At 69.5% G+C, this 26,840-nt stretch carries 29 protein-coding genes; 13 read left to right on the top strand and 16 right to left on the bottom strand.

Annotation, left to right across the window (positions count from 1 at the left end):
* The first annotated feature begins 102 nt into the window (after positions 1–102).
* Positions 103–1,524 carry a purine-cytosine permease family protein gene (locus tag ACIA5D_RS47810; protein WP_396037368.1) on the top strand — a complete coding sequence of 474 codons (1,422 nt, stop codon included), beginning with the start codon at positions 103–105 and terminating at the stop codon, positions 1,522–1,524.
* Here ACIA5D_RS47810 and codA read toward each other — a convergent pair.
* Together codA and ACIA5D_RS47820 are read right to left on the bottom strand one after the other, a co-directional pair.
* Positions 1,514–2,752 (bottom strand): cytosine deaminase, encoded by a 1,239-nt coding sequence (gene codA, locus ACIA5D_RS47815; protein WP_396037369.1) that lies wholly within the window; start codon positions 2,750–2,752, stop codon positions 1,514–1,516. The genes ACIA5D_RS47810 and codA overlap by 11 nt on opposite strands.
* 162 nt (positions 2,753–2,914) lie before the next feature.
* On the bottom strand, positions 2,915–3,334 hold the full coding sequence (locus ACIA5D_RS47820; RefSeq protein ID WP_396037370.1) for a hypothetical protein: 420 nt from the start codon (positions 3,332–3,334) through the stop codon (positions 2,915–2,917).
* Positions 3,335–3,546: 212 nt separating this feature from the next.
* On the opposite strand from ACIA5D_RS47820, the gene ACIA5D_RS47825 reads away from it, so the two are divergent.
* Positions 3,547–4,368 (top strand): phosphotransferase family protein, encoded by an 822-nt coding sequence (locus ACIA5D_RS47825; protein ID WP_396037371.1) that lies wholly within the window; start codon positions 3,547–3,549, stop codon positions 4,366–4,368.
* 247 nt (positions 4,369–4,615) lie between these two features.
* Here ACIA5D_RS47825 and ACIA5D_RS47830 read toward each other — a convergent pair whose 3' ends face one another.
* Positions 4,616–4,777 carry a hypothetical protein gene (locus ACIA5D_RS47830; protein ID WP_396037372.1) on the bottom strand — a complete coding sequence of 54 codons (162 nt, stop codon included), beginning with the start codon at positions 4,775–4,777 and terminating at the stop codon, positions 4,616–4,618.
* 400 nt (positions 4,778–5,177) lie between these two features.
* On the opposite strand from ACIA5D_RS47830, the gene ACIA5D_RS47835 reads away from it, so the two are divergent.
* Entirely contained in the window at positions 5,178–5,888 is a 711-nt protein-coding gene (locus ACIA5D_RS47835; RefSeq protein WP_396037373.1) for a hypothetical protein, read from the top strand.
* Between the two features lie 249 nt (positions 5,889–6,137).
* Positions 6,138–6,338 (top strand): hypothetical protein, encoded by a 201-nt coding sequence (locus tag ACIA5D_RS47840; protein ID WP_396037374.1) that lies wholly within the window; start codon positions 6,138–6,140, stop codon positions 6,336–6,338.
* A 704-nt stretch (positions 6,339–7,042) separates the two neighbouring features.
* On the opposite strand, the gene ACIA5D_RS47845 is transcribed toward ACIA5D_RS47840, so the two are convergent.
* Both ACIA5D_RS47845 and ACIA5D_RS47850 read right to left on the bottom strand, forming a co-directional pair.
* On the bottom strand, positions 7,043–7,435 hold the full coding sequence (locus ACIA5D_RS47845) for a hypothetical protein (RefSeq protein WP_396037375.1): 393 nt from the start codon (positions 7,433–7,435) through the stop codon (positions 7,043–7,045).
* Positions 7,436–7,445: 10 nt separating this feature from the next.
* Positions 7,446–7,943, bottom strand: coding sequence for a hypothetical protein (locus tag ACIA5D_RS47850; protein ID WP_396037376.1), 498 nt, complete (start codon positions 7,941–7,943; stop codon positions 7,446–7,448).
* A 238-nt stretch (positions 7,944–8,181) separates the two neighbouring features.
* On the opposite strand from ACIA5D_RS47850, the gene ACIA5D_RS47855 reads away from it, so the two are divergent.
* Positions 8,182–8,442 (top strand): LuxR C-terminal-related transcriptional regulator, encoded by a 261-nt coding sequence (locus tag ACIA5D_RS47855; protein WP_396037377.1) that lies wholly within the window; start codon positions 8,182–8,184, stop codon positions 8,440–8,442.
* Here ACIA5D_RS47855 and ACIA5D_RS47860 read toward each other — a convergent pair.
* Positions 8,414–9,463, bottom strand: a complete 1,050-nt coding sequence (locus ACIA5D_RS47860) for a methyltransferase (RefSeq protein ID WP_396037378.1) — start codon at positions 9,461–9,463, stop codon at positions 8,414–8,416. The two genes, ACIA5D_RS47855 and ACIA5D_RS47860, sit on opposite strands and share 29 nt — an antisense overlap.
* Positions 9,464–9,586: 123 nt before the next feature.
* On the opposite strand from ACIA5D_RS47860, the gene ACIA5D_RS47865 reads away from it, so the two are divergent.
* Entirely contained in the window at positions 9,587–11,212 is a 1,626-nt protein-coding gene (locus ACIA5D_RS47865; protein WP_396037379.1) for a GMC family oxidoreductase, read from the top strand.
* On the opposite strand, the gene ACIA5D_RS47870 is transcribed toward ACIA5D_RS47865, so the two are convergent.
* Positions 11,142–12,110, bottom strand: coding sequence for a helix-turn-helix domain-containing protein (locus ACIA5D_RS47870; RefSeq protein WP_396037380.1), 969 nt, complete (start codon positions 12,108–12,110; stop codon positions 11,142–11,144). The two genes, ACIA5D_RS47865 and ACIA5D_RS47870, sit on opposite strands and share 71 nt — an antisense overlap.
* Positions 12,111–12,165: 55 nt before the next feature.
* On the opposite strand from ACIA5D_RS47870, the gene ACIA5D_RS47875 reads away from it, so the two are divergent.
* Positions 12,166–12,609 carry a cupin domain-containing protein gene (locus ACIA5D_RS47875; RefSeq protein ID WP_396037381.1) on the top strand — a complete coding sequence of 148 codons (444 nt, stop codon included), beginning with the start codon at positions 12,166–12,168 and terminating at the stop codon, positions 12,607–12,609.
* 54 nt (positions 12,610–12,663) lie between these two features.
* On the opposite strand, the gene ACIA5D_RS47880 is transcribed toward ACIA5D_RS47875, so the two are convergent.
* From ACIA5D_RS47880 to ACIA5D_RS47910, 7 genes are all read right to left on the bottom strand, one after another.
* The gene (locus tag ACIA5D_RS47880) at positions 12,664–12,912 is read right to left on the bottom strand and encodes a hypothetical protein (RefSeq protein WP_396037382.1); all 249 of its coding nucleotides are present in this window, start codon (positions 12,910–12,912) and stop codon (positions 12,664–12,666) included.
* A 68-nt stretch (positions 12,913–12,980) separates the two neighbouring features.
* A complete protein-coding gene (locus ACIA5D_RS47885) occupies positions 12,981–14,498 on the bottom strand; it encodes a class I adenylate-forming enzyme family protein (protein ID WP_396037383.1) in 1,518 nt (505 codons plus the stop codon).
* A 79-nt stretch (positions 14,499–14,577) separates the two neighbouring features.
* Positions 14,578–15,561: a methyltransferase gene (locus tag ACIA5D_RS47890; RefSeq protein WP_396037384.1), complete on the bottom strand. Its 984-nt coding sequence runs from the start codon at positions 15,559–15,561 to the stop codon at positions 14,578–14,580.
* A gap of 51 nt (positions 15,562–15,612) precedes the next feature.
* A complete protein-coding gene (locus ACIA5D_RS47895) occupies positions 15,613–16,575 on the bottom strand; it encodes a helix-turn-helix domain-containing protein (protein ID WP_396037385.1) in 963 nt (320 codons plus the stop codon).
* 261 nt (positions 16,576–16,836) lie between these two features.
* Positions 16,837–17,283 carry a helix-turn-helix domain-containing protein gene (locus ACIA5D_RS47900; protein ID WP_396037386.1) on the bottom strand — a complete coding sequence of 149 codons (447 nt, stop codon included), beginning with the start codon at positions 17,281–17,283 and terminating at the stop codon, positions 16,837–16,839.
* Positions 17,284–17,759: 476 nt separating this feature from the next.
* Positions 17,760–17,882 (bottom strand): hypothetical protein, encoded by a 123-nt coding sequence (locus ACIA5D_RS47905; protein ID WP_396037387.1) that lies wholly within the window; start codon positions 17,880–17,882, stop codon positions 17,760–17,762.
* Between the two features lie 60 nt (positions 17,883–17,942).
* Positions 17,943–18,236 carry a hypothetical protein gene (locus ACIA5D_RS47910; RefSeq protein WP_396037388.1) on the bottom strand — a complete coding sequence of 98 codons (294 nt, stop codon included), beginning with the start codon at positions 18,234–18,236 and terminating at the stop codon, positions 17,943–17,945.
* Between the two features lie 218 nt (positions 18,237–18,454).
* Between ACIA5D_RS47910 and ACIA5D_RS47915 the strand changes: the two genes are divergently transcribed.
* From ACIA5D_RS47915 to ACIA5D_RS47925, 3 genes are all read left to right on the top strand, one after another.
* Entirely contained in the window at positions 18,455–21,058 is a 2,604-nt protein-coding gene (locus tag ACIA5D_RS47915; protein WP_396037389.1) for a tetratricopeptide repeat protein, read from the top strand.
* A gap of 225 nt (positions 21,059–21,283) precedes the next feature.
* The gene (locus tag ACIA5D_RS47920) at positions 21,284–21,517 is read left to right on the top strand and encodes an SHOCT domain-containing protein (protein ID WP_396037390.1); all 234 of its coding nucleotides are present in this window, start codon (positions 21,284–21,286) and stop codon (positions 21,515–21,517) included.
* Between the two features lie 8 nt (positions 21,518–21,525).
* Positions 21,526–21,984 carry a hypothetical protein gene (locus tag ACIA5D_RS47925; protein ID WP_396037391.1) on the top strand — a complete coding sequence of 153 codons (459 nt, stop codon included), beginning with the start codon at positions 21,526–21,528 and terminating at the stop codon, positions 21,982–21,984.
* Positions 21,985–22,071: 87 nt separating this feature from the next.
* On the opposite strand, the gene ACIA5D_RS47930 is transcribed toward ACIA5D_RS47925, so the two are convergent.
* The gene (locus ACIA5D_RS47930; protein ID WP_396037392.1) at positions 22,072–22,989 is read right to left on the bottom strand and encodes a zinc metalloprotease; all 918 of its coding nucleotides are present in this window, start codon (positions 22,987–22,989) and stop codon (positions 22,072–22,074) included.
* 301 nt (positions 22,990–23,290) lie between these two features.
* On the opposite strand from ACIA5D_RS47930, the gene ACIA5D_RS47935 reads away from it, so the two are divergent.
* A complete protein-coding gene (locus tag ACIA5D_RS47935) occupies positions 23,291–23,497 on the top strand; it encodes a hypothetical protein (protein ID WP_396037393.1) in 207 nt (68 codons plus the stop codon).
* A 119-nt stretch (positions 23,498–23,616) separates the two neighbouring features.
* Here ACIA5D_RS47935 and ACIA5D_RS47940 read toward each other — a convergent pair whose 3' ends face one another.
* Positions 23,617–24,126: a helix-turn-helix domain-containing protein gene (locus ACIA5D_RS47940; RefSeq protein ID WP_396037394.1), complete on the bottom strand. Its 510-nt coding sequence runs from the start codon at positions 24,124–24,126 to the stop codon at positions 23,617–23,619.
* Positions 24,127–24,217: 91 nt separating this feature from the next.
* Here ACIA5D_RS47940 and ACIA5D_RS47945 point away from each other — a divergent pair, with 91 nt between their 5' ends.
* Complete coding sequence (locus ACIA5D_RS47945; protein ID WP_396037395.1) at positions 24,218–24,616, top strand: nuclear transport factor 2 family protein; 399 nt, start codon at positions 24,218–24,220, stop codon at positions 24,614–24,616.
* A 625-nt stretch (positions 24,617–25,241) separates the two neighbouring features.
* Entirely contained in the window at positions 25,242–26,585 is a 1,344-nt protein-coding gene (locus ACIA5D_RS47950; protein ID WP_396037396.1) for a PQQ-dependent sugar dehydrogenase, read from the top strand.
* Positions 26,586–26,840: the final 255 nt, after the last annotated feature.

The raw sequence follows: 26,840 nt of genomic DNA on the forward strand, positions 1-26,840 counted from the left end.
GGAGGCGCGCAACGGGCCGGAAACACGCCCGGAATGCGACCGGCGCAGATCGGCTGTGTACTCCAACGATCGAGGTCCGTCAGGATCGGAGGCGGGACACATATGACAGCGCTGGGAACACCGGCCGAGGTATCGGCCGAGGTCCGGGAGGGCATTTACGGCGCCCGGCTGACCGCGGTGGAGCCGGGTGGCGCCGGCTTCATTCCGTTGAGCGAGCGGCACGGCCGGCCGCTGAACCTGTTCTGGACGTGGATGTCGCCGAACCTGGAGTTCGCGACCGTCTTCGTGGGCGTCATCTCGGTGCTGTACTTCCAGCAGACGTTCGGCCAGGCGGTGGCCGCGATCGTGCTGGGCACGGCGCTCGGGTCGGCGACCCACGGCATCCTCTCGGCGCGCGGGCCGTCGATGGGCGTGCCGCAGATGGTGCTCTCCCGCATCGGCTTCGGCTACCGCGGCAACATCCTGCCGGCCGGCCTCAACGCCATCGTGGCCGGCATCGGCTGGTTCGCGGTCAACAGTGTCAGCGGCGCGCTCGCCCTGGCCACCCTGACCGGCCTGCCCAACCTGCTCTGCCTGGTGATCGTGGTGATTGCCCAGGTGGCGATCGCGTTCTTCGGGCACAACCTGGTGCAGGCGTTCGAGCGGTACGCGTTCCCGATCCTCGCGGTGATCTTCCTGATCACCTCGATCATCACGCTGAGCAGGGCGACCCCGTCGGCGGTGGCCGGCGGCACCGGCGGCACCGGCGGGTTCCTGCTGACCGTCGGGGCGTCGTTCGGGTACGCGGCCGGCTGGAACCCGTACGCCACCGACTACACCCGCTACCTGTCCCCGGCGACCAGCAAGGTGTCTACCGGCGTCTGGGCCGGCCTCGGCGTCTTCGTCTCGTGCGCGTTCCTGGAGATCGTCGGCGCCGCCTCGGCTACGATCGCGGCCCCCGGCATCGAGAACCCGACCGAGGCGTTCACCAGCCACCTGCCCTCGTTCGTCGGCAACCTGACCCTGCTGGCCATTGCGCTCGGTGCGATCAGCGCCAACGCCATCAACATCTACTCCGGCTCGATGTCGTTCCTGGCGCTCGGCATCAACGTGCCGCTCGGCCTGCGCCGGGCCATCGTCTCCGGGGTGTTCGGCGTGCTCGGCTTCCTGCTGGCCTGGTCCGGGCTCAGCGACGCCGGCGAGAAGTACGAGAACTTCCTGCTGATCATCTCGTACTGGATCGGCCCGTGGCTGGCCGTCTACTTCGCCGACTGGTACCTGCGGCGCGGCAAGCGGGTCGACGGCTTCCTCTACGACAAGAAGCACAATCCGTGGGCCGGCGTGGTGGCCATGGGAGTCGGCATGGTGGTGTCCATCTGGCTGTTCTCCAACCAAACCAAGTACGTCGGGCTGGTCCCCAAGCACACGCCCGCGTTTGGCGACATCACCTTCGAGGTCGGCTTCGTCCTGGCCGCGGTGCTCTTCGTCATCCTGTTCCGCTTCCAGCGCGACCGCGACGCCGAGGAGGCCGCCGTCATCGAGTGAAATCCACGTCCTCCGGTACGCCGTTCCAGACCACGGTGCTGCGGGCGGGCTCGGTTTCGGCGACGATCCGGCCCGCCCGCAGCACCAGCAGGCGCGGACGCTGCAACCGCAACGCCTCCGCCTCGCTCGTCGCGTCGAACACCACTAGATCCGCCGGGCCGCCCTGGCGGATCCCGTAGTCCTCGACCCCGAGCGCCGCGGCCGGCCCGCTGGTGATCATGTCGAGCAGCGTGCGCAGCTCGTCGTCGCCGCTCATGTGCCCGAGGTGGGCCAGCACGAACGCGGCCTGCAGCGGGTCGCCGAAACCCAGCGGGTACCACGGGTCCATCACCGAGTCGTGCCCGATAGCTACGTTCACCCCGGCCGCGAGCAGCTCCTTCACCCGGGTGTGCCCGCGCCGGATCGGTCCCGCGTCGAAGCGCCCCTGGAGAACCGCGTTGTCCAGCGGGTTCGTCACCATGTGCAGGCCGGCCCGGGCGATGTTGGCGATCAGTCGTGAGGCGTACGCGGCGTTGTAGGAATGCATGGCCGTGGTGTGACTGGCCGTCACCCGCCCGCCCAGCCCGCGCCGGATGGTCTCGGCCACCATCGTCTCCAGGAACCGGGAGTGCTCGTCGTCGGTCTCGTCGCAGTGGATGTCGACCCGCAGCCCGTGCTCCTGGGCCAGCGCCATCGCGAACCGCACCGACTCGACGCCGTCCTCCCGGGTCAGCTCGTAGTGCGGAATCGCGCCGACCACGTCCGCGCCCAGCTCGACCGCCCGGCGCATCAGGTCCTCGCCGCCGTCGAACGACCGGATCCCCTGTTGCGGGAACGCCACCAGCTGCAGGTCCACCATCCCGCGCACCTCGTCGCGCAGCTCGACCAGCGCCCGCAGCGCCCGCATCCGCGGATCGCAGACGTCGACGTGGCTCCGCACGTGCTGCACCCCGCAGGCCAGCTGCCAGCGCAGCACCCGCCGTACGCGGTCCTTGACGTCCTCGACGGTCAGGTCGCGCACCCGCTCGGCCCAGATCGCGATCCCCTCGAACAGCGACCCGGACAGGTTCGCCCGCGGCTGCCCGACGGTGAGCACCGCGTCGAGGTGGATGTGCGGCTCGACCAGCGGGGGAGTGACCAACCGGCCGCCCAGGTCACGCGTCTCCTTAGCCGGGCCGGCCGGCACGATCCGCCCGCTGTCGATGCCGATGTCGCCGCGGGACGTGTTGGTGAGCAGCAGATCGATCATGCCCCGAGTCTGGCCGACGCACGTTACGCGCGGAAGCGGCACGGCAGGGGTCGCCGGGTCGCGCGCGGAAGGATGATGCATGGGAAGGTGACCGATTCAACAACGACAGGGCGTGACCGCTCTCCGCGGGCCTGAACGCGCGCTCGGCGGCATGTGAGTACGTCAGAAAACGTCTTCGAAAGACTCTTCTCCTGGACGCCAGCACATCCACCGTCCGTCCACGAAGCCGGTCAACAGGGCGATCTCTGGTCCAGTCACGTCGTGGATATCGGGATGCAGGCGAACTGCCCCTTGCTCGAACTCGATGCGCAGGCCTTGGCCTGTTCCCTCTGCGGTCGCGACAACATGACCTGGGATCAGTGCCCGCAACGCATCGGCCCAACCGACCTGCCCAGGGGTCATCACACTCGTCGGCATCTCCACCGCGGGCAACACATCGCAGTTGAGAACAGGCATGTCCTCCGTTGGCCCGTCGAAGCGCAGTTGGACGTAGTCCATGACGAACTCGATCGAGTAGAGGCGAAAGCCGACGAGACGACTCAACAGCTCGTTGGGAACGTACGCAGCTTGTTCTGACGACACGCCGCCATATTGCCTGAGTGCCTGCCAGCGAACATCCTCAACTCGGCGCGAGCCAGCGCCTCACATCGAGCAACGCCTACCGAACGTGACCACCAGACGGGGCGACGCGCACGGCCTGCGGCAGATCCGGATGCAATCGCCACAGCTCTAGTTCTGACGCAGGGGAGCGAAATACGGCTGCTGCGAGGGAAACGCTGAGTTACGGTGCTCCGATGCAGGCGTACGAGGCCCAGCGGGCAACACAGGCAGCCATGTCGAGCGCCTCATCGCTCGGCCTGACCGTCCATGACGCCGCCGTCTTGCACAACTCGAACAAGCTCACCCTGCGTCTGCAGCCGTGCGACGTGCTGGCCCGGGTGGCACCGGCGGCGTATCAGTGCGCCCAACTTGAAGTGGATATCGCTCAGCAACTGTCCGAGGCCGGAAGCCCGGTGGTCGCGCTGAAAGCCTCCGAGGTCTTCGTCCGGGACGACTACGTGGTCACCCTGTGGACCTATTACGAACCGGTGACTACTCAAGCGATCCCACCCGTGGACTACGCCAGCGCGCTCGAACGCCTGCACGCCGGAATGCGCCGGGTCGACTTGCCCACCCCGCACTTCACGGACCGGGTTTCCGAAGCCCAGACGCTCGTGGCCGACCGCGACCGGACGCCGAAGCTGGCCGACGCGGACCGGGTCTTTCTTGCCGGCGCGTTGGACCGCCTGCGCCGAGCGGTCAGCGATAGCGGCCGACCCGAACAGCTACTGCACGGCGAACCTCATCCGGACAACCTGCTCTCGACCCCGGCCGGCCCGCTCTTCATCGACTTCGAGACGTGTTGCCGGGGGCCGATCGAGTTCGACCTGGCCCACGCACCCGACGAGGTCGCAGACCAATACCGGGGCGTCGATCAACATGTGCTCCAAGATTGCCGGACTCTCATGCTGGCGATGATCACCACGTGGCGCTGGGACCGCGACGACCAATTCCCCGACGGCCACCGGCTCGGCATTGAGTGGCTGAGCGGACTCCGGAAAGCGACGACTCGATAAATTACGGTGCGCCGCATCGGCAGAGTCGGATGTCGGCGCTCAGCGTCTCCGGCTACGCTCCGCGACGAGGCTTGTGGCACCCGACGCGCACGCTCAGTGGCATGACATTGCGTCGCCGCGGTTCTCTGGTCCGGGGCACCGTTACTTAACGGCGTCGCTGGCTACCACCGACAGGGATCGCGCGGATTCACCCCTGCCCAGGCGCAAGCGGCACGATGATGGCCGATGGTTTGACGAGCCGTCAGTGTTACCGGTCCGACTCTCCGCTCTGGAGTATTGTTCTGCCGACGGCGATGACGGCAGTCGCAATAAAGCCAGCAGCGATGCCGACCATTGCCTTGCCGGAAACCCTCTCCAGGAAGGGCTTGTTCTCGGAGTCTTTCGCGGCCTGTTTGTCCGCAGTCTGCATGATGAGATCGTTCAGATACCTCCGGACTTCCGGGTCCAGGTCGTCTTCCTGGAAATGGGCGGCAGGTCAACCGCTACGGACAGGCGTCCCCGTGGGGAGCAGGTTTGGGGTGGATCCGGCCATCGAGATTGGCCTGCACCTCGACTATATTTGCGCAGCTCAGCGACAGAGTCCAGCCACGCGTGAGACCGCGTTTCGGGCACTCAACGTACGGCACCAACCTGCTCCCCTTCGACGCGCGCAGTGGCGTACTGGCATCGCAGGCAAGGGTGGCAAAGTGGACGCTCGGTACACCCGTCTGAGGCTCACCCGACGGCATGAATCGAACCGAGGCAGGATTTGGAGGACTCCGCGGGGGTCGTAGCTCGAAGATCACCGGAAGGCGGCAGGATGCTTGACCGTGAACACCGCATGGATCTCCGCCATCGGCGCCGTCTGTGGTGCGCTGATCGCGCTCGCTGGAGTCTGGTTGACTCAGCGGGCTACCAATCACCGCGACAACCAGAAATGGGAACGAGAGCAGAGGGCTGAGGCATCCAAGGTCGCCCACGGGGCGGCCGAGAAGATCAAGGACAAGCGGGCCGCGCTCTATCAAGAGCTCGCCGAGTATGCAGTGAGCCGCGGAGACATGTTTGACCTGCCGCCGATCACAGATCCCGCGCAAGCAGCGGAGGCTCTGCGCAAGGCGACGGACAGGCTCACGGCACGAGTTCAGCTCTACGGGGAGCGGTCGGTTCGGCAGGCGTGGACATCCATGATGCACGCCGAGCAGGCGTTCCACGCTGGTCACGCACCAGGTACGAGCATTGCCGATAGCGAACGTTCAGACCTGCGGCGAGGACTCGCCGTAGCAGGGGCCGTCGTGGTCGCCGAAACCAGGCGAGCGCTTGGCGAGCACGACGATGCGCAACCGGAGCCGATGGCCAGACATATCGACTACTTCGAGCTGCTCCTCGACCGGAATCTCATCACGCTCGAAGATCTAGGCGCCGTGAGCGCTGCCGTTGACGCGGAACTCAACTCCGGTGAGGCGACCGAGAACGCCCTCAGAATGCAGCGGATCATCGCGCAAGCGCAGGATGCTTCCAACGTCGATCTGGAGCCGGGGTGAGCTTCCCCCGTAGGCCGGACACCCGAGGTGTGGGGTCAACGGTCGTGATCTGACGGGGTGTGGAGTTGGCCTGGCCGCGGACCAACTCCGCGAGCAGATCAGCGCACTGTCGCAGCAGTTGAGCTCGCTCGGGACCGAACTGGCCGACCTCGCGACCACCGCACCACCCTGCTCCAGCTGTGCGGCCATCTCGACGCCGAGCATCCCGCCGACCGGCCGGGCAACCCCGCCTATCAGCAGATCCTCGCCGTGTTCGCCACCGCCGAACAGCGGTTGCGCGCCAAGGACATCTGCCGCGCCCTCGGCATCGGCACCACTGCCAACGACACCGAAAGCCTGCGCGCCAAACTCAAACGCCTGGTCGCCCGCGGCGTGCTCACCGAGAACCAACCCGCCCTGGTCGCCCTCGCCCCGACCCCGGCCGGGCCCGCCGATGCCACCGTCGCGTAACGACATCCCCACGACGCGGACCGCCGCCTGCCCACCTGCCGGCAGCCGTTCATCCCGATCCGCCGCCAGCCCTACTGCACTCCCGCCTGCCGCCAAGCCGCCTGGCGCGCCCGCCACCCGCAACCGAGCGCAGCCCCCGCCACCGCCACGCCGAGCGCCGGCCGACGGGCCGTCACCGTCTACCAATGCCCGCGCCGCGACACCCGTTACCTCGGCCGGCAGTGGTGTCACGACTGCCACGCCCCCTGAACCCGCCTCGACCTCGGCGGTACATGCCCCCACTGCGACGAACCCCGTCGCGATCAGCGACATCATCGGACAACCTCGATAGCTTCGAGCGACACCGAAAGCCCCGAAACCATCTCAATCTATGAAAGGTGTATAAGCGCACTTATAGCCCTCTCACATGTCACGTTCACGGGCCGGCGTCAGATCCGCGCCCCCGGTCGGTGAAGGTCAGGTCGGCGTGGTCACCCGGACCGAGATCTTCGACCCGCGACACCCCAGCCACGGCTGGGCTCTTCCTCGCGCGCGTCGGACCGGCGACATGGTGGCGCCAATCGCCCCGCGGGCCCGGACAGCTTCGGGTCACGGCCGAGCAGACGGACCCCGAGCGGCCTCGCCAAGCCGACGCAGGCGCAGACTTCGAAGCTGGACGCGTTCAAGCCGATCCGCTACGGCGATGCTCGAGGGGTTACGGAAGGTCAAAGCGATGTCGGACGCGTCCGATTCGTCCCTGAACGCGAGTATTGACCGTCGTCGGCTGCCCCCTGAACGGTAGTGGGGTTCGGGTTGCCGTAGATGCCGGCGATCGTGCCGTGGTTGTTGATGTCGAGGACGGCCGTTCCGCCGACCGCGCCGGGCACGTCGACTCGCGTGACGGGGCCGCTGGCGCCGGCGCGCAGGGCGAAACCGTGGGCGTCCGAGTCCAAGGTCAGCGGCAAATTCGCGAGGGTGACGCCGGCGATCTGGCCGCGGCTGTTCACCCCGTACGGAAGGGTGATCGGCGCGCCGGGCACGTCGATCGTGGTGTACCGGCCCGCGTGCAGCGAATACGCGTGGAAGCGCCCCGCCTGGTCGGCGTAGACGCCGACCATTTGGCCGTTGTCACTGATGTCGAAGACGGGTGTTGGCGACGGCCCCGGCCGGTCCGTCGAGCGTGGTCAGGTGGGAGTCGTCCCGGAGATACCCGCGCTGGGTGCCGCCGGCGTCGAGATAGCTGCCCACCACCTGGCCGCGGTTGTTGATGCCCAGCGCTTGGGACTGGCCGGCGCCGGGAATGCGGATCCTGCTGAAGCGGCCGCGCTCGTCGCGCAGGAAGCCCTGCAGCAGGCGGGTGTCCGCGCAGGGCGGTGCCAGGAAGTTGCCTACCATCTCGCCCCGGTCGTTGACGTCGAACAAGCTGGTCGCGCCGGTGGCCGGGAAGTCGATCCGGGTGAACCGGCCGGTCCGGTCCCGCTGGAAGCCGCGCGCGCACGCCGCGGTCGGATCGTCGTAGTAGGAGCCGACTAGCACGCCGCGGTCGTTGATGCCGATGGCGTCCCCGCCGAACTCGCCGAACGGGATGTCGAAGACGCTGAGTCGCCCGTTGTCCAGCACGAACACCGGCGCGATGGCGGTCGGTGGCCGACCTGCCCCGAGGCGCGCCGGCCAGGCCGACCGACTTTCGGGCTGCGGCTGCCGATGTGGCTGGTGGGAATCGGTGCACCGGGCGGCGGCCACCCGGACCCGTGGCCAGGGTGATGGCACGCCCGGGCCCGGCTGCACAGCCGCGGCGGCGTCTGGCTCGTGTGCCATGCCACCTGCCCGCGTCGCGGACGGGAGCGCGACACAGGTGGCGGCGGTGATCGAGCAGGCCACCGCCACCGAGATCACCCCGATCGCTATCGAGGCATACGAGCTGTCCGAGCGGGAGCAGCAGATCACCAGACTGGTAGCCCGTGGCGCCGGCACCCGCGAGATCGCCGCTGAGCTGCATCTGTCCCGCACACCGTGCGCGACTACTTCAAAACCATTTTCCGGAAGGTACGCGTCGGCAGTCGCGGCGAGCTGGTCGCGGCACTGTTCGCCGAGCACTACGAGCCGGTCCGCGGCGGCGACGTGACCAGGCTGACCGTGGCGGACGCCTCGATGAGCCGGTAGCCGAACGGCGGCAGCGGCTCGCTGACCGCGGTGAGTGTGAGGCCGGCGGCCCCGAGCAGGTCCCGGTATTCGTGTTCGGTGCGTTCCTTGCCGCCGGTCGCCACCATCATCAGCATGTCGGACAGGAGGTCGGCAACGTCGGCGGCGCCCACCTGCTCGGGCAGCACACGTTCGACGATGAGCACTCGTCCGTCCAGAGGCATCGCGGCGCGGCAGTTGCGCAGGATGGTGGCGGCTCGTTCGTCGTCCCAGTCGTGCAGGATGAACTTCATCAGGTAGGCGTCGGCACCTTCTGGCACCGCGGTGAAGAAGTCGCCGGCGACGACGTCGGCGCGGTTCGCAACACCGGCCGCCGCCAGGACCGCGGGCGCGGCGGCGACGACTTCGGGCAGGTCGAACACGACGCCTCGAAGGTCCTGGTGGGCCCGCAGGATTGCGGTGATGAGGGTGCCGTCACCGCCGCCGAGGTCGACGATGATGTGGAAGCGGGAATAGTCGGTGGCCGTGACGATGCCCGGGGCGGCATCGCGGGTGTGTTGGCTCATGTGGGCGTTGAAGATGGCCCATCGATCCGGGTGCTTCTTGTAGTACGCGAGCCAGGGCGCCCCGTGTGCCAACTCCCAGGCGGTGGTGCCGGTGCGGATGCTCGATTCCAGGGCGCTCCAGGCGTGCCAGAACTCGGGGCCGCAGCGGGCCTGCAGCAACGCGCGCTGGGACCCGGGAACCTCGGGCAGCAGCAGCCGCCCCATGGCGGTGAGCGCGTAGCGGTCAGGTGCCGGCTGGGTGACGAGTCCGAGGCCGACGAGCGCTCGAAGCAGCCGCCGTGACGACGAGCCGTGCAGCCGGCCGCGGCGGGTCAGCTGCTCGACGGTCTGGGGCCGCTCGGCGAGCAGGTCCACGACGCCGGCGTCGACCGCGGCGGCGACCGTCTTCGCCGCCAGCATGCTGAACACGAGTTCGGCGGGAGTCGCTGCGTACGTCATAGGAACGAGTCTTGCGGCGAGCCGCGGCGCGGTCATGCCCCGGCGTGGCTTCGTGCAGCGCGCGGCAACACCTGTGCACGCCTGGGTATGTGGTGGCGTCGGCAACTTCGCCACGGTGGGGAGATGACGGCTTACGACTACATCGTTGTGGGTGCGGGAAGCGCGGGTTGTGTGCTTGCCGCACGGTTGACGGAAGACCCGGCGTGCCGGGTGTTGCTGCTCGAGGCTGGTCCTCCCGACGATGCCGAGCAGTTGCGGGTTCCGGCGCTCACGCCGAGCCTGTGGCGGGGGCAGTTCGCGTGGGACGTCTCGACGGTGCCGCAGCGGTTCGCTGCCGATCGGCGCGTGCATTGGCCGAGCGGCCGCACGCTGGGTGGCAGTTCGTCGATCAACGGCATGGTCTACATCCGCGGGAACCGGGTGGACTATGACGCCTGGCGGGACGAGTACGGGTGTGCCGGTTGGGGGTACGAGGATCTGCTGCCCTATTTCCGGCGTGCCGAGGACCAGCAGCGTGGTGAGTCCGCCTACCACGGCGTCGGTGGCCCGTTGCGGGTCGAGGATCTGCGCTATCGGCATGCCCTGAACGGGGCGTGGGTGGAGGCGGCGTTGGCGTGTGGGTTGCCGGGTAACGACGACTTCAATGGCGCTGAGCAGGAGGGTGTGGGGTTCTTCCAGGTGACCCAGCGGGACGGTCGGCGCTGTTCGACCGCCGACGCCTATCTCCGTCCGGCGTTGAGCCGGCCGAACCTGACGGTGGAGACGGATGCGTTGGTCGGCGCGCTCCTCGCGAAACGTGGGCGGGTCGCGGGCGTGCGATACCTCCGCGGTACCGCCGTGCGTGAGGCGCAGGCCGGTGTTGAGGTCGTCCTCGCGGCCGGCACGGTCAACAGTGCCAAGCTGTTGCTGCTGTCGGGCATCGGACCGGCCGACGACTTGCGAGGGCTCGGCGTCGACGTGCTGGTCGACGCGCCGCGGGTCGGTGCCGGACTGCAGGACCACCCGATGTGCCTTCCGGTCTGGCGCACCCCCGGAGCGGTCAACCTGTGGGAGGAGCTGACCGACGAGAACGTCGCGCTGTGGCACCGTGCCGGCCGGGGGCCGTTGACCTCCAACGGCCCGGAGTCCGGCGCGTTCGTCCGTACGGACCCGGCGTTGCCGGCGCCGGACCTCGCGCTCGGCGCGGCGGCGGCTCCCGAGCCGGACGAGTCCGGCCTGCCGGCGTGGCGGGCGATCTCGATGATCGTCACCGCCCAGGCCGTCCGCAGCCGGGGACGCATCTGGTTGACGAGCGCCGAGCCGGCCGCGCGGCCGGCGATCGACCCGAACTACCTGGCGGACCAGGCGGATCTGGATGTGCTGGTGGCCGGTGTACAGCTGGCGCGCGAGATCGCTGGGACCCCACCGCTGGCCGGGCAGATCGAGAGCGAAGAAGCCCCCGGTGAATGGGCCGAGGACGAGGAGAGCCTGCGTACGTGGATCCGCCGCCATGTCCGGACCGAGTTCCACCCGGTCGGCAGCTGCGCGATGGGAGCGGACCCAGGCGCGGTGTGCGAGCCCGATCTACGCGTACGGGGTGTCGACGGCCTCCGGGTGGCCGACGCCTCGGTGATGCCGGCGATTCCACGCGGCAACACCAACGCGCCGACGATCGCGATCGCCGAGCGGGCCGCCGATCTCATCCGCGGGGCGGGAGAACGCGATACTCGCCCGGGGCTACCCCGTACGCGTTCCGGAACACACGGTTGAAATGCGCCGGACTCGAGAAGCCCCAGCGGGCCGCGATCGCGGTGATCGTCCGATCGCGCAGTTCTGGGTGTTGCAGGTCGTGCCGGGCCCGGTCCAGCCTTCGGTGGCGGATCCACGCGGCCACCGTGGTCTGCTGCGTATCGAAGAGCTTGTAGAGGTACCGCACCGAGACGTGGTGGGCGGCCGCGATGGTGTGCGGCGACAGGTCAGGGTCGGCGAGGTGGTCCTCGATGAACGCGTGGATCCGGTGCAGCAGCACGCGCTGCCGGGTCTCGAACGGCACGACGGTGTCGCGGCCGAGCCGCGCGGCGAACGCCGCGGCGAGCAGGTCGAGCACCGCGGTGCCAAGGCGGGCGCCGACGCTCCAAGCCCCGGACTCGCCGGCGCCGTCGAGGTGCTCCGGCATCCGCGTCACGAGGGTGGAAGCCAACGCTCCCAGCCCTTGCTCACCGGGCACGGTGACCGCGGTCAGCCGCGCGAGTTCGTCGGTGTGCAGCGGCAGGAGCGCACGCGGAAAGACGATCGCGATCACGTGGCTCGGCGCCATCGCCCAGACGGACGGCCGGGACAGGTCCACCAGCGTCAGGTCGCCCGGCCGCAGCCGGGCCTCACGTTCGTCCTGCTGGATGACGCCACCACCGCGGACCAGAAGGTCCACCTTGCAGAAGTCCGGATCCGACTGCTTGATGTGCCGGGAGGTGCGGCTGACCTGGGCCGCGCTCGCCTCGAGCACACCGACCCGAACCCCACCGACGCCGCCGAGAGTCAACTCGTCGCCGGCGTCGAGAGGGCTGTCGATGTGCAGGTCAAGCGGACCCAGCGCACTGGTCACGACGTGGTGCCAGTAATCCTCTCGCGAGGCCGCAGGCGCATCCGCGGTGCGGAACGTGGTGCTCACCGATCCCATCCTGCCACGCCGTCCGGTTTGACCCAGAAGAAAGAGGGACTGAGGCATGACCGGTACCCAGAACAGCCCTGCGTCCCGCATCGTGACGCCGGTGCTCACCACTCCGCAGACCCAGCGACTGATTCCGTTCCTTGGCGAGCGGTATCGGGTCCGGGTCTCCGGCCAAGACACCGCCGGCACCTTCGCCGTGCTGGAGATCGAGGCAACGCGGGGCCACGGCAGCCCGCTGCACGTGCACCGCGACGCGTGCGAGACGTTCCTCGTCCTCGAAGGCACCCTGCGGGTCGTCGTGGACGGGCAGGAACACGAGGCTGGCCCCGGCAGTGCCGCGGTGCTGCCCGGGCCGTCACCTGGTAGGACGTGGCCGGCGCGGCATGCCGGTCCACCAGCAGCAATACGACCTCGCCGCATAATCAACCAACCGCACTTCACTCCCGAAAGAGCGCACCCTCCGGGCATACCTTGCCTCGGCCGCTCGATGCGCTGCTGACCGCCGTCTGAGCCCAGGACGACAAACCATTCGTACCCGGACTCGTCGAACACGTCAGCGTGAGAAGGCCGCCAGTGCCACGGCGTCCGAGGGGACGGTGATCACGCTCTCTCGGATGAACTGCCCCAGACCGGGGTAGTCCGGCGCGGCGGACCGAAATGTCGCCGCGGCGGCATCGACGTCGTAGGCGATCCGGCGCACCGTCACGCCGGGGCCGAGTAGCGCCCAGTACGCGCCCGTGCCGCCGTGCTGCGGTCCCGACTGGTTCGGCTGGAGGAGTTGGCCGCCGTCGCGGAGGCACATCACGCCGTGGTGGCCGCGATCGCCGGCCGAAGCGTAGTGACGCCGCCCCGCGACTGAGCGCCCATCTCTCACTGGATGTGTCGGTCCATGCCGGACCAGTACCGGGCGCGGAGCTGGTGCTTGAGCGGTTTGCCTACGCCTGACAGGGGAAGTTCCGGCACGAACTCGCAGCTGCGCGGCCGCTTGTACGGCGCGATCAGGTTGCGGCAGTGGTGGTCGAGGTCGTCGACGTCGGTCATCGCGCCGGGGTGCAGGACGATGACCGCGTGCACGCGCTCGCCGAGCTTCTCGTCGGGGACGCCGATGACCGCGCAGGCGGCGATCGCCGGGTGGCCGGCGAGCGCGTTCTCGACCTCGGCCGAGTAGACGTTGCCGCCCTCGGTGATGATCATGTCTTTGATCCGGTCGACGAGATACAGGTAGCCGTCCTGGTCGAGGTAGCCGGCGTCGCCGGTGTGCAGCCAGCCGTCGCGCAGCACCGCGGCGGTCTCGGCCGGCTTGTTGCGGTAGCCGAGCATCGGTTCACTCCGTACGACGACCTCGCCGACCGTACCGGCCGGCACGGTATGCCCTTGCGGGTCTTCGACGCGTAGTTCCACGTTGTACGCGGCGCGCCCGGCCGATCTAGCACGATCCGCGTCGGCGTGGTCGGTGTCGGACAGGAAGGTGCCCACGGTCATCTCGGTCGACGCGTACACCTGCTGGAACGCCGTCTGTGGCAGCGCCTTGGACGCTCGCGCGAGCAGGCTTTCGGTCATCGGGGCGCCGCCGTAGAGCAGGTATCGCAGGCTGGACAGGTCGTGATCGGCCACGCCGGGATGGTCGAGCAACTGCCGCAGCATCGACGGGATCAGGAACGTGTGGGTCACGTCGTTCCGCTCGATCGTGGCCAGCACCTGGCCCGGCTCGAACGCCGGCAGGATCACCTGGGTGCCGCCGAACGTCGTCTGGATCAGGCAGGTGATGAGGCCGGACAGGTGGGACATGGGCGTGGCGATCAGCGCCCGGCTCCCGGGCCGGCCGGACGGCAGCGTTGCCTCGGTCGTCAGGGCGGCGCCGCATAACGCGTCGTGGCTGAGCATGACGCCCTTGGGCTCGCCGGTCGTGCCGCCGGTGTACATCAGGGCCGCCGGCGCGCTCCCGCCGCGGCGGGCGTCCTCGACCGGGGTGTTCTCGGCGATGACCGCCTCGAGGCTACGCGTGCCGTCGGGTGCCGGGCCGTCGCCCAGGTACAGCACGGGCCGCTGTTTCACCGGCGCGGCGAAGTTCTCGTCCACACACAGCAGGCGTACCCCCGAGTCGGCCAGCGCGTAAGTCGTCTCGGCGTGCCCCCACCGGGGACTGAACGGGGTGAGCACCCCGCCGGCCCAGGCCACGGCGAGCAGCAGTTCGGCATAGCGGTCAGAGTTGAGCGCGAGGACGCCGACCGGCTCACCGTCGCGTAGCCCAAGGCTGCGCAGGCCGCTGGCGAGCCGGGCGACGCGGTCGGCGTGCTCCCGGACGGTTCGCTGCCGCTGCCGAAACACGGTGGCGGCGGCATCCGGATGTTGCTGCAGGAAACGGTGCAGTCCTTGAGTCCAATACATAAGACCAAGCCTTGGCCGTACGGCCCGGGCCGTCATCGGCGCTGAGCGCACGCCGATATTCAATACCGGCACCGGACGGTCAGACGGTGCATGCTTGCAGGACGCTGTATGCGCCGCGGGTCGCGGTCACCTCGCCCAGGCGCCACCCGGCGGCGTCGAGCAGGGCGGCGTACTCCTCGGCCGTGCGTTCCCGGCTACCGAGCAGCACGAGCATGGCCAGGTCGTAGAGGTGCACCGGCGACGGCCGCCACGGCTCGGGCACCAGCATCTCGACCACGAGCAGCCGGGCGCCGGATGCCGCCGCGCGACGGCAGTTCGCCAGGATCCGGATGGCCCGCTCGTCGTCCCAGTCATGCAGGATCCACTTGAGCAGATACAGGTCGGCCGATGGGACGGCGGCAAAGAAGTCGCCCGGCCAGGGCTCGACCCGCGTGCCGGTGAGCCGCGCCCGGGCCGACTCGATGACCGGCGGCAGGTCGACGAGTACGCCGGTGGCGTCCGGCGCCTGGGCCAGCAGCGCGGTCAGCAGGTCGCCGTGCGCGCCGCCGATGTCGGCGATCCGTTCGGACCCGGCCAGCGTGACGGCGGCCGCCACGTCGGCCGCAGCCCGGGCCGACTGCTCGCCCATCGCCTGCGAGAACAGCTCACCCTCATCCGGATGCCGAGCGTAGTAATCCCACAGCGACCCGCCGAGGACCTCCGCCGCGGTGGACCGTCCGGTGCTGACGGCCCGTCCCAGGTCGCCGCAAAGCCGCCAGTTCACCGGTGTCCCGAAGGCGAGCGCTTGGGCGCGCATGGACCCGGGGGTGTCCGCGGCGAGCAGCCGGCCGGCGTCGGTCAGCGCGTACCGGTCGCCGTCGACCTCTGTCAGTAGCCCGACGGTCGCGGCTGCCCGGCACAACCGGCGCAGCGCGTCCGGGTCGCCGTCGACCGCCCCGGCCAGCTCGCCGACCCGGCGAGGCCCGCCGAGGAGCAGGTCGGGCAAGCCCAGGCGGGCGACAAGGAACGTGCTCTGGGTGGCCCAAGCGCCCATCAGCAGGCGCTGGACAGTTTCGAGTGACATCCACCGAGGGTCGCCGCGGTGCGGAGCACGGGTCATCGTCGCCGCGCGCACTCACATTGGCCGGCCGTGCACGCCGGCCCGGTACTCGCCCGGTGGGACGCCGTGCGAGGCCTTGAAGACCCGGTTGAACCCGGCCGCGGTCGGGAAGCCCCACCGCGCTCCGACGGCGTTGACCGGGCGGTCCCGCAGCGCCGGATCGAGCAGGTCGCGCCGGCACCGGTCGAGCCGCCGCTGCCGGACCCAGTCCGCGACCGTGGACCCGCGCGCTTGGAACAGCTTGTGCAGGTACCGCACGGAGATGTGATGCGCCTCGGCGATCGCGGCCGGCGCGAGCGCCGGATCGCCGAGGTGCTCCTCGACATACCGGTGGATGCGCCGGACGAGCACCTCCTGACGGGCTTCCGGCGGCACGACCGACGGACTGTCGAGCCGGGTGGCGAGCGCGGCCGTGAGCAGGTCGACGACTGCGGCACCGAGCCTGACCGCGTCCGCGCTGTCACACGCGTCGAGACAATCCGGCAGCCGCCGGGCGACACTCGACAGCAGCCCGCCGATCCCCGCACGGCCCGGCACCCGGACGGCGGTCAGCCGCTCGAGCTCACCCGGCCGGTGCGGCAGCATCGAGCGCGGGAACACGACGTTGACGTGCCGGGTCGCCGAGTGGACGTAGCGCACCGGCCGACCCGGGTCGAGCAGGGTCACATCCCCCGGCGCGAGGCGGGCCTGCCGGCCGCCCTGCTCGACCGTGACCGCGCCCTCGGCGAGCACATCGAGCTGGTACGAGTCGGCGTCACACGTGCGCGCCAGCCGGGCCGAACGCCGGCACTCACCCGGAAACATCGACATCCGCGCGACATGGACGGATCCGATCCGTCCCGCGACCACCTCCGCCCGGAAGGCGGCACCGGGCGACGGGCCACCCTCCAGCCGGACCGGCAGACGGGCGACCACCTGTCGCCAGTAGTCAGCGCGGATCTCGGCCGGGGCATCGGCGGTGCGATACACGACACTCACAACAACCCCACCCTAACCCCGTTTTCGTACGCACCCGGTCCGGCACAGCCCGGATGTGGACCGTGGCATCGCCGAAGAACCGGCCCTCACCGAGCCGGCCCCCAGCCCGTACTGGGGCTTTCTTGGCTCGTCAGAGTCAGCGACCGGGGGCACCAGTGGGCCGACCGAGGCCGCCGAACGCCGTCGGCGTGAGCCCGGTTGCGTACCTGGGGCCTGTTCGGCATCAGCCCGCACCGCGTGTGCTCATGTTGTTCCGCAGCATTAGTACCTGGTCAGCGCCCTGTTTGGGTGGTCTGCGGGCGGGCTGCCGGCGACGGTGCGGCGGTATTCGTGTGGAGGAAGGCCGTAGACGGAGCGGAACAATCGGTTGAAGTGGTTCGGGCTGCGAAAGCCCCAGTGGGCGGCGATCGCCGCGACCGGACGCGAGGCTTGAGCAGGATCGACGAGGTCGTGCTGACACGCCTGCAGACGGCGGGAACGGATCCATCCGGCCACGGTCAGACCCTGTATTTGGAACAGGTTGTACAGCATCCGTAGTGAGATGTCGTGTGCGGCGGCGATATCCGCCGGTGACAGGTCCGGGTCGGCGAGGTGGCGCTGAACGAAGTCGTGGACGCGGACTTTCAAGGCGCGCCGGTGTGTTTCGGGCGACACCCAGCAGTTGTCGTCGAGCTCGCTGGCCAGGCGGGTGGCGAGGACGTCCAGCACAGTGCCATGAGGGGCAACGGCGGCCGCGCGGACAACGGTGCCGCCGAGCCACGTGGCAGCCGCTCGCCCCGGTTGGCGGGGACCACCGGTGGCACAACCGTGGGAAGGGAAAGGTCGGTCACGGCACCCACCACCAGCCGGAGCTGACCGGTTTTGACCATGCCGTGGAAGACTGGTTTTCGTGGTCAAGCGTGCCTGACCACCGGTACGCCGTTTGGCGCACGAGTGCTAAAAGTCTGTGTCCGGAGCTCAACACGAAGGACATTCACACAGTGATCGTGTCAACTGAGCTGGCATGGTCCCTTTGACGTACCGCAGGACTTCAGCACCGAGAGTTCCCAGACCGTGGAGGCAGCGACCTTCACACCGAGGACGAGCAGTTCCCCGGCGGGCGATCGGATCGCCGACAACAGCGCAGCAGGGTCTCCGGCGGACCTGCAGCCGTAGCAGGTTCAGCCCGGTTCGTGGTAGCGGGTTCAGAAGGGCGGCCAGGCCCGGTCGACCGAGGTGAACCGGACCCGACCGCCGTACACCTGCCGTTGCAGGACCATGACCTGATGCCGTAATCCGATCTCGGCGTCCTTGTCGCGGTCGCTCATTCTGGCCCTGATCGGCGGAACGGCACGAGGTGTTCGGTGACGTCGTGCTTGTTGTGGCAGTCAGCGGTTGGTGTACAACCTCCAGCCGCCCAAGAGTTGCGGAGAGCAGAACCACCGGTCCCAGGAGCCCCCGACCACCCCGGCGGCGCCGACCAACATGCACGCGGTGAGGTTGGGGAACCACATCCGCTTGACCTGGATCTCGATGTCGTCCGCCGCCGAGGTGGATGCGGCTGAGGTGGCGGTGGCGGTGGTGGTGGTGGTGGGCGCCTGCGCCGCCGCCGGGCCCGAGAAGGCCAGGAGTGCGAAGGCGAGTGCGACGACGGTGGCCAGAACGGTGAAGATCTTCCTCATTATCGGCTCCAAACGTCGGAAGCGAGTCGAGCGTCAACACGCCCGGCATTGCGGTCGAGTGTCTGGCGTCGGTTCGCGGAGACGGTGGAGCCTGGACGAATCCGGACGTCCGCTACAGGACAGTGTGGTGCCGACTGTCCGGTAGCTGACCTCGCCGGGCCGGGCGCCCGCTAGGCTCGTACCGGCCAAGACTTCGAGCTTGACCGATGGAGTGGGGGATGCAACCGTCCGGACACCCTGCGACGCTGCCGGATCCCGGTCAGGCCGACAACGTCGGCGATCTGGTCAAGCGGTTGCGGTTGCTCAAGGTCTGGGCCGGGGATCCCTCGTACGAGAAGATCAAGGATCGGGTCAACGGTGCGTGGGCCGCGGCTGGGCGGCCGGCCTGCGAACTGACCAGCAAGTCCACTGTCGCGGATTGTTTCCGGGCCGGCCGGCTACGGCTGAACACCGACCTGGTGGTGGCGGTGGTCCAGGCACTGCACCCCGACACCGGATACGTCGCCCAATGGCGCCAGGCGTTGCGCGTCGTCGGCGGGGAGGTCGAGGCGGCGTCCCAGGTGCGGGTCCAGGACAGCCTGCCGCAGGACCTGGCCGCGTTCACCGGCCGCACATGCGAACTGAAACAGTTGCGCCAGGCCCTGCAGCACGGCTTCCAGGCTGGAGCGGTGATGATCTCCGCGATCGAGGGGATGGCCGGGGTCGGCAAGACCCAACTCGCGGTTCACTCCGCACACCTGCTGATCCGGGAGTATGCGGTCGAGCGGGTGTTGTTCGTCAATCTGCGCGGCTTCCACCCCGACCCGGCGCAGCCTCCGGCCGACCCGGCCGCCGTCCTCGACGGCTTTCTGCGGCTGCTCGGCGTACCCGGCGAGAAAATACCCCACGGCCTGGCGGCCCGCACCGCCGCCTACCGCCGCCGCCTCGCCGGCACCCGCGCGTTGGTCGTGCTCGACAACGCCGCCACCGCCGATCAGGTACGCCCGCTCCTGCCGGACACACCGGGGTGTCTCACGGTGGTCACGAGCCGACGAAGCCTCACCAACCTGCACCCCGCGACCCACCTCGCCCTGGACGTCTTCACCCCGGCGGAGGCCGTGGCCTTTCTGACCCGGGCCGCACCCGGCTTACCGGTCGGCCCCGATCCGAGCGCCGCTGCCCGGATCGCCCGGTGCTGCGGCTGTCTGCCCCTGGCCCTGAGCCTGGTTGCCGGGCACATCGGCGCTACGCCGGGCTGGTCGCTCACCGACCACGCGGACCGGCTCGACGAACGCCGCCACGACCAGCGCCTGGACACCGGCGTCGAACTCGCTCTGCGCCTTTCCTACCAGCACCTGCCGGCCGAACAGCGGCGAGCCCTGCGATTGCTCGCCCTGCACCCCGGGCCGGACTTCGACGCGTACGCTGCCGCGGCGCTCGCCGACACCGACCTGCCCACCGCCCGGGTCCTCCTGCACCACCTGAACGGAGACCACCTGTTGCACCATGCCGCGCCCGGCAGATACTCCTTCCACGACCTGATCCGTGCCTACGCCACCACCCGGGGACAGGACGAGGATCGCCCGTCCGACCGCCGCGCCGCGCTGACCCGGCTGTTCGACTACTACCTGGCGGCCACCTGCGGCGCCATGAACACCCTGCACCCCGCCGCAACGCACTCCCGACCGCGGATCCCGCCGGCCGGCGGCCCCAGCCCGAGCCTGACCGACCCGGACGCCGCTCTCGGCTGGCTGGACACCGAACGGCCGGCTCTGGTCTCGGTCGCCGCCCACACCGCCACCGCCGGCTGGCCCGCCCACACCACCCGGCTAGCTCGCACCCTGTCCCGCTATCTCGACGGCGGGTACAACATCGACGCCCTGTCCGTCCACGGCCACGCCCACCAAGCCACCCGCCACAGCGGTGACCTCGCCGGACAAGCACATGCCATGGCTGACCTCGGCATCGCCCACATGCGGCTGGGCCGGTATGGGCCGGCCGCCGAGCATTTCCGGCAGGCGCTGGACTTGTTCCGGCAGACCGACGACCCGGCAGGCCGGGCACGGGCCCTGATCAACCTCGGCTTCGCGGTGGAGCAGTCAGGCGACTACCGAACGGCCACAGACCACTACCGGCAGGCCCTGGGCCTGCACCGACAGGCCGGCGACCGCACCGGCGAAGCCCGCGCGTTGAACAGCCTCGGCAACGTCGAGGGGCGTGCGGGCAGCTACCAGGCGGCCACTGATCACTACGCGCAGGCCCTGGTCCTGGCTGGGCAGATCGGCGACCGGGCCGGCGAGGCCTACGCGCTGAACGGCCTCGGCGAGGTCTCGGTCTGGGCCTGCCGCTACGGCGACGCCGGTGACCACTACGCGCAGGCCCTGACCCGGTACCGGGAACTCGGCAACCGCACCGGTGAAGCCAGCGCGCTGGATGGTCTGGGCCTCCTGCACACCCGTCTCGGCCGCGCCGCCGAAGCGACCGAATACCACCGGCAGGCCCTGGCCATCTGCTGCGAGATCGGCGACCGCAACGGCGAGGCCTGGACACGCAACGGCCTTGGCGAAGCAGCTCGCACCGCCGGCCGTCCCGCCGAAGCCTTGACCCACCACGCCGCCGCCCACACCGTTGCCGCCGACACCGGCGACCACGAACAGCAGGCCCGCGCCCACACCGGCCTCGGCCACGCCCACCGCACCCTCGGCAACCCAGCCCTCGCTCGCGAGCACTACCGCCAGGCGCTGAAGCTCTCCACCAAACTCGGCCTCCCCACCACCGACGAGATCCGCAGCCACCTAACCGCGACGATCTCAGAAGCAGCCGCGACAATCGACCTTCCATGATCGAGGTTCCCTGCCAATCCATAATCGACCCGGCGGAAGAGAGGAAAATGCAAAGCAGGGTGGCCTCATTTCGGCCAGCTGGTTACCGCCGACTACTGCCCGAGCTTGACCGGCGCCGAACTGGTGAACCCGTCCGTCGACCCGCGATGCGCCCCCCCCCCCGCTGAGGATGAGGCGTTGCCGCGGCAGCTGGGCAAGCCTGGCGGTAGGTCGAGAGGAGGATCGATGTTGTTGGTGCCCAAGCAACTGCGGCGTTCCGGTATGACCGGCGATGTGCCGTACTACGGTGGCCGGCTCTCGCCGGCGCAGGCCTACGCGGCATCCCATACGCCCCGCCGACGGCCTCAGCCGGCCGCGACGCCGGGGGCGGACCCGCTCCCGGCGTTGCAACAGCTGCTCGACACCGGGGTGATAACCGCTGAGGAGTTCCAGGACCTGCGGGCGCGGGTGATCCGATGATCGGGCCGGTGCAGGTGCTCGTCGTCGGGTTCGACCGGCCGGCGTTCTCCGGCGAGATACTCGCTGAGTTCACCCGGCTCCGTCAGGCCGGAATCGTCCGCCTGGTCGACGTGCTCCTCGTCTCGCGCGCCGACGATGGCACGGTCGAGACGCTGGCCGCGCCGGCCGGCGCGGACCCAGGACTCGGCGGACTGGCGGTCGCGCTTCTCGCGCGGGCCGAGGACGAGGACGAGAGTGACGACGAGACCGGTGTCGACATCGATGGTGTCTCGGTGTGGTCCCTGGCCGATGCCGTGCCGCCCGGGTCCATCGCAGCCGTCGCCCTGATCGAGCACATCTGGGCCAGGCCCCTGAACGCAGCGATTCAGAAGGCGGGTGGTGCCCCGCTGGAGGAGACCTGGCTGGCACCCGACGACCTTGCGGTGCTTGAGGCCCTAATGAACCAGCGCGATCCGAGGAGGAGCTGAGACGACGACCAAGTCAGCGTTTCCGCTGGGCTACGTCGCGGGGCTGACCGGCGTCACCGGCCAGCCCCTCACCTCGGGACCGGACGGTCAGTTGCCGCCGGCGCGGAATGCCAACCAGGCGTCGCTCATGCGATCCGCCTGGCCCGCGGTGAGCATGTCCATGCAGGAGTCCTGCGAGTAGTCCATGAAGTTGTGGATCGGGTCGAGGCCGGGCGCGGCGCAGGTGTCCGCACCCACGGGGCAGTCGAACTGGGGGATGGCCTCCTTCGGCGTGTCGGCGACGTAGTCGCCGGCCGCGGAGCAGCCGTGCGCGAACGTGTGCTCGAGCATCAGCCAGTGCCCGACCTCGTGGGTCAGGGTGTCGCCCAGGGAGTACTTGCCGGCCGTGCCGCCGGGCATCGACTCGTCGAGCATCACGACGCCGTCGATGTAGTCGCGGCCGTGGTTGTAGCCCTTCGGGAAGTAGGCCCAGCCGAGCAGCCCGCCGCCGATGTTCGCCGCGTACACGTTCAAGGTGCGGGCGTCGCCGGTGTAGAGGGCCTTCTTCATGTCGCGTTCGTTCTTGCCGGGCACGACCGTGTACCAGTTGCTGTTCACCGTCCAGGTGGTGTTGACCAGCGAGAACCGGAACGGCGTGTCCGAGGCGTCCGGCGCGGTGCGGCCGGCGTACGAATCGTTGAGAACCGTCATCTGTGCCGTGATCATGGTGGTGAACCGGCTCGTCTGCGCCGCGCTGAGCGGGTGATCCGAGATCATGTGGAAGACCGTCGGCACGGTGACGCTGCCGTTGGGCAGCCGGGGTGAATCCTTGATCACGCCGTAGGCGTTCGCCTCGTTGTCGGGGTAGAGCGCCGGCTCCTGGGCAGTGGCGCCCTCGGCCACCCGCGCCCCACTGCCGGCACACGCGGCGCGGGCGACCGGCACCGCGGCGACCGGCCCGGAGGCGGTGGCCGCGACCGCGACCGCGGTCAGCACGGCCAGCCGCGTGATTGATCTTGTGCGCATCGGTGCACCTTTCGTCGTCCCGTGCGGCGGGTTTCTCCGCCGCCCAAAGTCATCGACGGATATTCCGGACATCGGGCGCGGGAGGTAGTTGCCCTTGACCGATTCACGGCTGACCTGAAGAGCGACGCCGATCGCACTGGCGTTACCGCAGCGCTCACGATCTCGCGCCGCATCGCTGGCGGGCGGACGCTCCGCTGCAGCATTGGCGGGCATACGGGCTCGACGGGTCGGGCCTGCGGATCGTCGATGACCGCTCGAACCTGGACGATGTCGTCGACGCGGCCCTGAGAGGATTTGGGCGATGACACCTGAGGAAGCCGTAGACGCGATGGCCGAGCGCCTTGCCGCCATCGACTATCGGCGCCATGGTGACAAGGCATGGTCGAAGGCGGCCCCCGAAACCCTGGACGAGATCGACCGCGCGGGCTCGATTGCCCAGTTCGGCTACGTCATTGGCCCCGACGGTGAGCCGGTCGCTCCGGTTGTGGCCGATCTGGCCGGGCGGTAGTTCACCAGATATCGGCGTACGTGCTCCGATGCGTAATCGGCGGACGTGGGCGAGACGTCCGGATTGTAGGCAGACATCGGACGCCGGGGCGACCTACTCGATCGCGTACGGCGCGGCCTTCAGCCCTGCACGCCGGTCCGCACCAGGGCGAGCAATCGACGAGCGTGGGCCGCGTCGACAGCGGTCAGGGCCACGCCGGTGGCCAATGCGAGCAGGTCTCTTGCGGTCAGCCCGGGACGCAGTTCCGGGGCGGCCCGGGCCACGAGCGCGGTGGCGGTCTCGGTGATCGTCTGATGCCAGCGCCCGGACAACTCGGCACGCCGTCCGGCCGGCCCCTCGGTCGCGGCCATGGCCAGGGCGCGCTTGGTCGTCACATGCTCGACATACGCGTCGAGCCAGGTGAACAGGTCGGCGTCGGTGCCGAGCCTCACCAGACGGTCGACTTCGTCGGCGTAGACCGCCACGAGCAAGTCGGCCCTGGTCGGGAAGTGGCGGTAAAGCGTGGCGTTGCCGACGCCGGCCCGTTTAGCCACCTCGTCCAGCGGCACCTCGGCGCCCCGCTCGGTGATCAGCTCGCGAGCCGCGGAGAGCAAGCGGTCGGCGTTCCGCGTGGCGTCCGCTCGGGCCATGACGTCTCCTTCCGACGGGCACGCGCTTGCTAAACGGGGATGCCCCCAGTTAAATGGGGATGTCCCCATTTTTATGATACGGGAGGCTCTCGTGGCTCTCATCGCGACCGACCGGCAAGCAATCACCGATCTGATCAACATGCACGGCCACCTCACCGACCGGGGCGCGTTCGACCAGATGGACGAACTGTTCACGCCGGACGCGGAGTTCGACCTCAGCGACTTCGGGCTCGGCGTGCGGGCTGGGCTGGCAGCGATGAACGACGCTATCCAGGCGGTCGAGGAGCACCCGGTCGCACACCACGTGACCAACATCGTTCTGTCCGAAGGCGACGATGGCACCGTCAGCGCGATCAGCAAAGGCATCGGCATCGGCGTGAACGGGCTCTGCGGCAGTGTCGTCTATGAGGACGTGCTCCGCGCCGGGCCGGCCGGGTGGCGGATCATCCGGCGGACGATCCGCCTGCGCCGGGTGCCACTGCATGCCTGAGCTCCGAACCTGTTCCACCGGGCACGGGTGGCTACCGAAGTCCTGGCACTGCACGACCCTCACCTGAGGTCAAAAGCCGCCGAAAACCTCCACCAACGCTGGCTAGATGCGAGGTGACAACTGGCGCGCGAACTCCGCGACCGGTGTCTGAACCGCCGGACTCGCAACGGGATGAGCCCGGGCAACGCGAGATGCAAGCCACCGGAGCTGCGGTCGCGACAGCGAAAGAAAAGAAAACGGGCCGTTGCCACCGAAGCGTTGCACCGGTCGCCGAAATAAGCGCTGAGCCCCGAGCCGGCGCCGCCGTGGTGACGTGGCCGGCCCCGCCAACGCCGAGTGCCTGGCGTTGGATCGTCAGCGTCCAGCCGGCGCACCAACCACGGCCTGCGGCGCGGGTGTGGTGTCCGGTGACCTCACCGTCCGTGCGGAGATGGCGATCCACGTCCGGTCCCAGTCCCGGTCACCCTTGGAGCCGGCCCCGGCGGAGAGCCGGTTCCACGCCCCGCTTGGTAGGGCGTGCCCAACTCGCGAACATTGAAAGCGGTGAGATAGCTGAAGCCAGTGACGGCGTATCAAGGCCCGGCGCGGCTTGGCGAGCGGCGCTGCCGTAGGTAGAAATGCAGTGGTGAAAAGAGCCCCGTTGCACGCCATGGTGGCCGGTGGTCTGGCGCTCACGATGGCGGCGTGCTCGTCACCGTTCTCGGGCGCGTCCGAGCCGCCGCGCGAGACGGTGCCGCCGTCCTCGGGCACGGTCGACGTGCCTGCCTTGGCGCCGACGGACGTGCGCCCGCCGGCCGGCACCGCCGCGGCCCCGTTCGACCAGACGAGGACCCTGATGGCGCCGCCCGGCTGGACGATCGGCGTGTGGGCGCGGCTGCCCGGCGCCCGCCTGCTGGCCTGGACCCCCGACCGCCGCCTGCTGGTCTCCCGGCCGAAGTTCGGCGACGTCGTCGCGCTGATCCCCGGCGGCTCCGTCCCGTCGCAGAGCACGTTGGTCGGCGGCCTCGATCAACCGCACGGCCTGGCGTTCAGCGGCACCACGCTGTACGTGGCCGAGAGCGACCGGCTGGACTCCTTCACCTACCGCAACGGCGCGGTGTCGGGCAGCAGGGTCGTGGTCGACGGCCTCCCCGACGAGAAGAGCCCCGAGCTGGGCGGCGCCTACGCCCACGCCCTCAAGAGCGTGGCGGTCGGCAAGGACGGCGCCCTCTACATCTCGGTCGGCTCGACCGGCAACATCTCAGCCGACGACCGCGACGCCGCCCCGGAGCGGGCCTCGATCCTCCGCGTCCCGCCCGGCGGCGGGAAGGCGTCAACCTTCGCCCGAGGCGTTCGCAATGGCACCGGCCTGGCGATCGATCCCGACGGCGGAGTCTGGACCGCCGTCAACAACCGCGACAACATCGGCTATCCGCACGCCGGCGACGACCGGGGCAAGGTCATGCAGTGGTACGTGAACGACCAGCCTCTGGAGCCCCTGGCCCGCCTCACCCAGGGCCGCGACCTCGGCTGGCCGTACTGCAACCCCGACCCCGACCTCCAGCCCGGCAAGAAGGACTCCCCGCTGAGCTACACCAACCGCCCCTTCGTCCGGGACATCCAGACAAATCCGGATGGTACGAGGCTGGACTGCGCCACCTTGCCCCCGGTCGAGCAGGGGATAGGCGCCCATTCGGCCCCTCTCGGCATGAGCTTCGTGACCTCGCCCGGCCTGCCCGGCGGTTACGGCCCCGGCGCCCTAGTGGGCGTCCACGGCTCGTGGAACCGCAAGCCACCCCGCCCGCCGGAGGTGTCCTTCTTCGCCTGGAAGGACGGCACCCTGGGTCCCCAGCGGACACTGCTGACCGGCTTCCAGAACGCGGACGGCTCCCGCTGGGGCCGCCCGGTCATGGCAGTCCAGGGTCCCGACCACGCCCTCTACGTGAGCGACGACCTGGCAGGCGCCATCTACCGGGTCACCACCTCCTAGCGGGGGCGCCGGCGGTTTCCACCGCAAGTCCGACGTGCGCTCGGAGCCTCGGCCGGGATCTCCAGAATGGTCCGCGCCGGCGATGACGGCAGTGACAGTCGTTCCGCGTCCGCCGGGCTCTGGCTCGATGATCAGGTCAGGGGCGGACTTCGGATCAGCGGCAGGTGCGCGCCGTAACCCAGCCCGCTCCGCACGGATCCGATCGTGCTCGTCCCGAGTACGGCGAAGCAAGTGGCCTCCGTTGCGGGAACTGGT

This window comes from Actinoplanes sp. NPDC051513, assembly GCF_044454685.1.
In the GTDB taxonomy this organism is placed as follows: Bacteria; Actinomycetota; Actinomycetes; order Mycobacteriales; family Micromonosporaceae; genus Actinoplanes.

What these genes read in the sequence shown, in the direction of transcription:
- ACIA5D_RS47935 (WP_396037393.1), top strand. Translation starts at nt 23,291, where the DNA reads ATGACACCTGAGGAAGCCGTAGACGCGATGGCCGAGCGCCTTGCCGCC.
- ACIA5D_RS47910 (WP_396037388.1), bottom strand. Translation starts at nt 18,236, where the DNA reads ATGAGGAAGATCTTCACCGTTCTGGCCACCGTCGTCGCACTCGCCTTC.
- ACIA5D_RS47810 (WP_396037368.1), top strand. Translation starts at nt 103, where the DNA reads ATGACAGCGCTGGGAACACCGGCCGAGGTATCGGCCGAGGTCCGGGAG.
- ACIA5D_RS47825 (WP_396037371.1), top strand. Translation starts at nt 3,547, where the DNA reads ATGCAGGCGTACGAGGCCCAGCGGGCAACACAGGCAGCCATGTCGAGC.
- ACIA5D_RS47875 (WP_396037381.1), top strand. Translation starts at nt 12,166, where the DNA reads ATGACCGGTACCCAGAACAGCCCTGCGTCCCGCATCGTGACGCCGGTG.
- ACIA5D_RS47890 (WP_396037384.1), bottom strand. Translation starts at nt 15,561, where the DNA reads ATGTCACTCGAAACTGTCCAGCGCCTGCTGATGGGCGCTTGGGCCACC.
- ACIA5D_RS47880 (WP_396037382.1), bottom strand. Translation starts at nt 12,912, where the DNA reads ATGTGCCTCCGCGACGGCGGCCAACTCCTCCAGCCGAACCAGTCGGGA.
- ACIA5D_RS47885 (WP_396037383.1), bottom strand. Translation starts at nt 14,498, where the DNA reads ATGTATTGGACTCAAGGACTGCACCGTTTCCTGCAGCAACATCCGGAT.
- ACIA5D_RS47860 (WP_396037378.1), bottom strand. Translation starts at nt 9,463, where the DNA reads ATGACGTACGCAGCGACTCCCGCCGAACTCGTGTTCAGCATGCTGGCG.
- ACIA5D_RS47940 (WP_396037394.1), bottom strand. Translation starts at nt 24,126, where the DNA reads ATGGCCCGAGCGGACGCCACGCGGAACGCCGACCGCTTGCTCTCCGCG.
- ACIA5D_RS47915 (WP_396037389.1), top strand. Translation starts at nt 18,455, where the DNA reads ATGCAACCGTCCGGACACCCTGCGACGCTGCCGGATCCCGGTCAGGCC.
- ACIA5D_RS47845 (WP_396037375.1), bottom strand. Translation starts at nt 7,435, where the DNA reads ATGGTCGGCGTCTACGCCGACCAGGCGGGGCGCTTCCACGCGTATTCG.
- ACIA5D_RS47865 (WP_396037379.1), top strand. Translation starts at nt 9,587, where the DNA reads ATGACGGCTTACGACTACATCGTTGTGGGTGCGGGAAGCGCGGGTTGT.
- ACIA5D_RS47920 (WP_396037390.1), top strand. Translation starts at nt 21,284, where the DNA reads ATGTTGTTGGTGCCCAAGCAACTGCGGCGTTCCGGTATGACCGGCGAT.
- codA (WP_396037369.1), bottom strand. Translation starts at nt 2,752, where the DNA reads ATGATCGATCTGCTGCTCACCAACACGTCCCGCGGCGACATCGGCATC.
- ACIA5D_RS47830 (WP_396037372.1), bottom strand. Translation starts at nt 4,777, where the DNA reads ATGCAGACTGCGGACAAACAGGCCGCGAAAGACTCCGAGAACAAGCCC.
- ACIA5D_RS47930 (WP_396037392.1), bottom strand. Translation starts at nt 22,989, where the DNA reads ATGCGCACAAGATCAATCACGCGGCTGGCCGTGCTGACCGCGGTCGCG.
- ACIA5D_RS47905 (WP_396037387.1), bottom strand. Translation starts at nt 17,882, where the DNA reads ATGAGCGACCGCGACAAGGACGCCGAGATCGGATTACGGCATCAGGTC.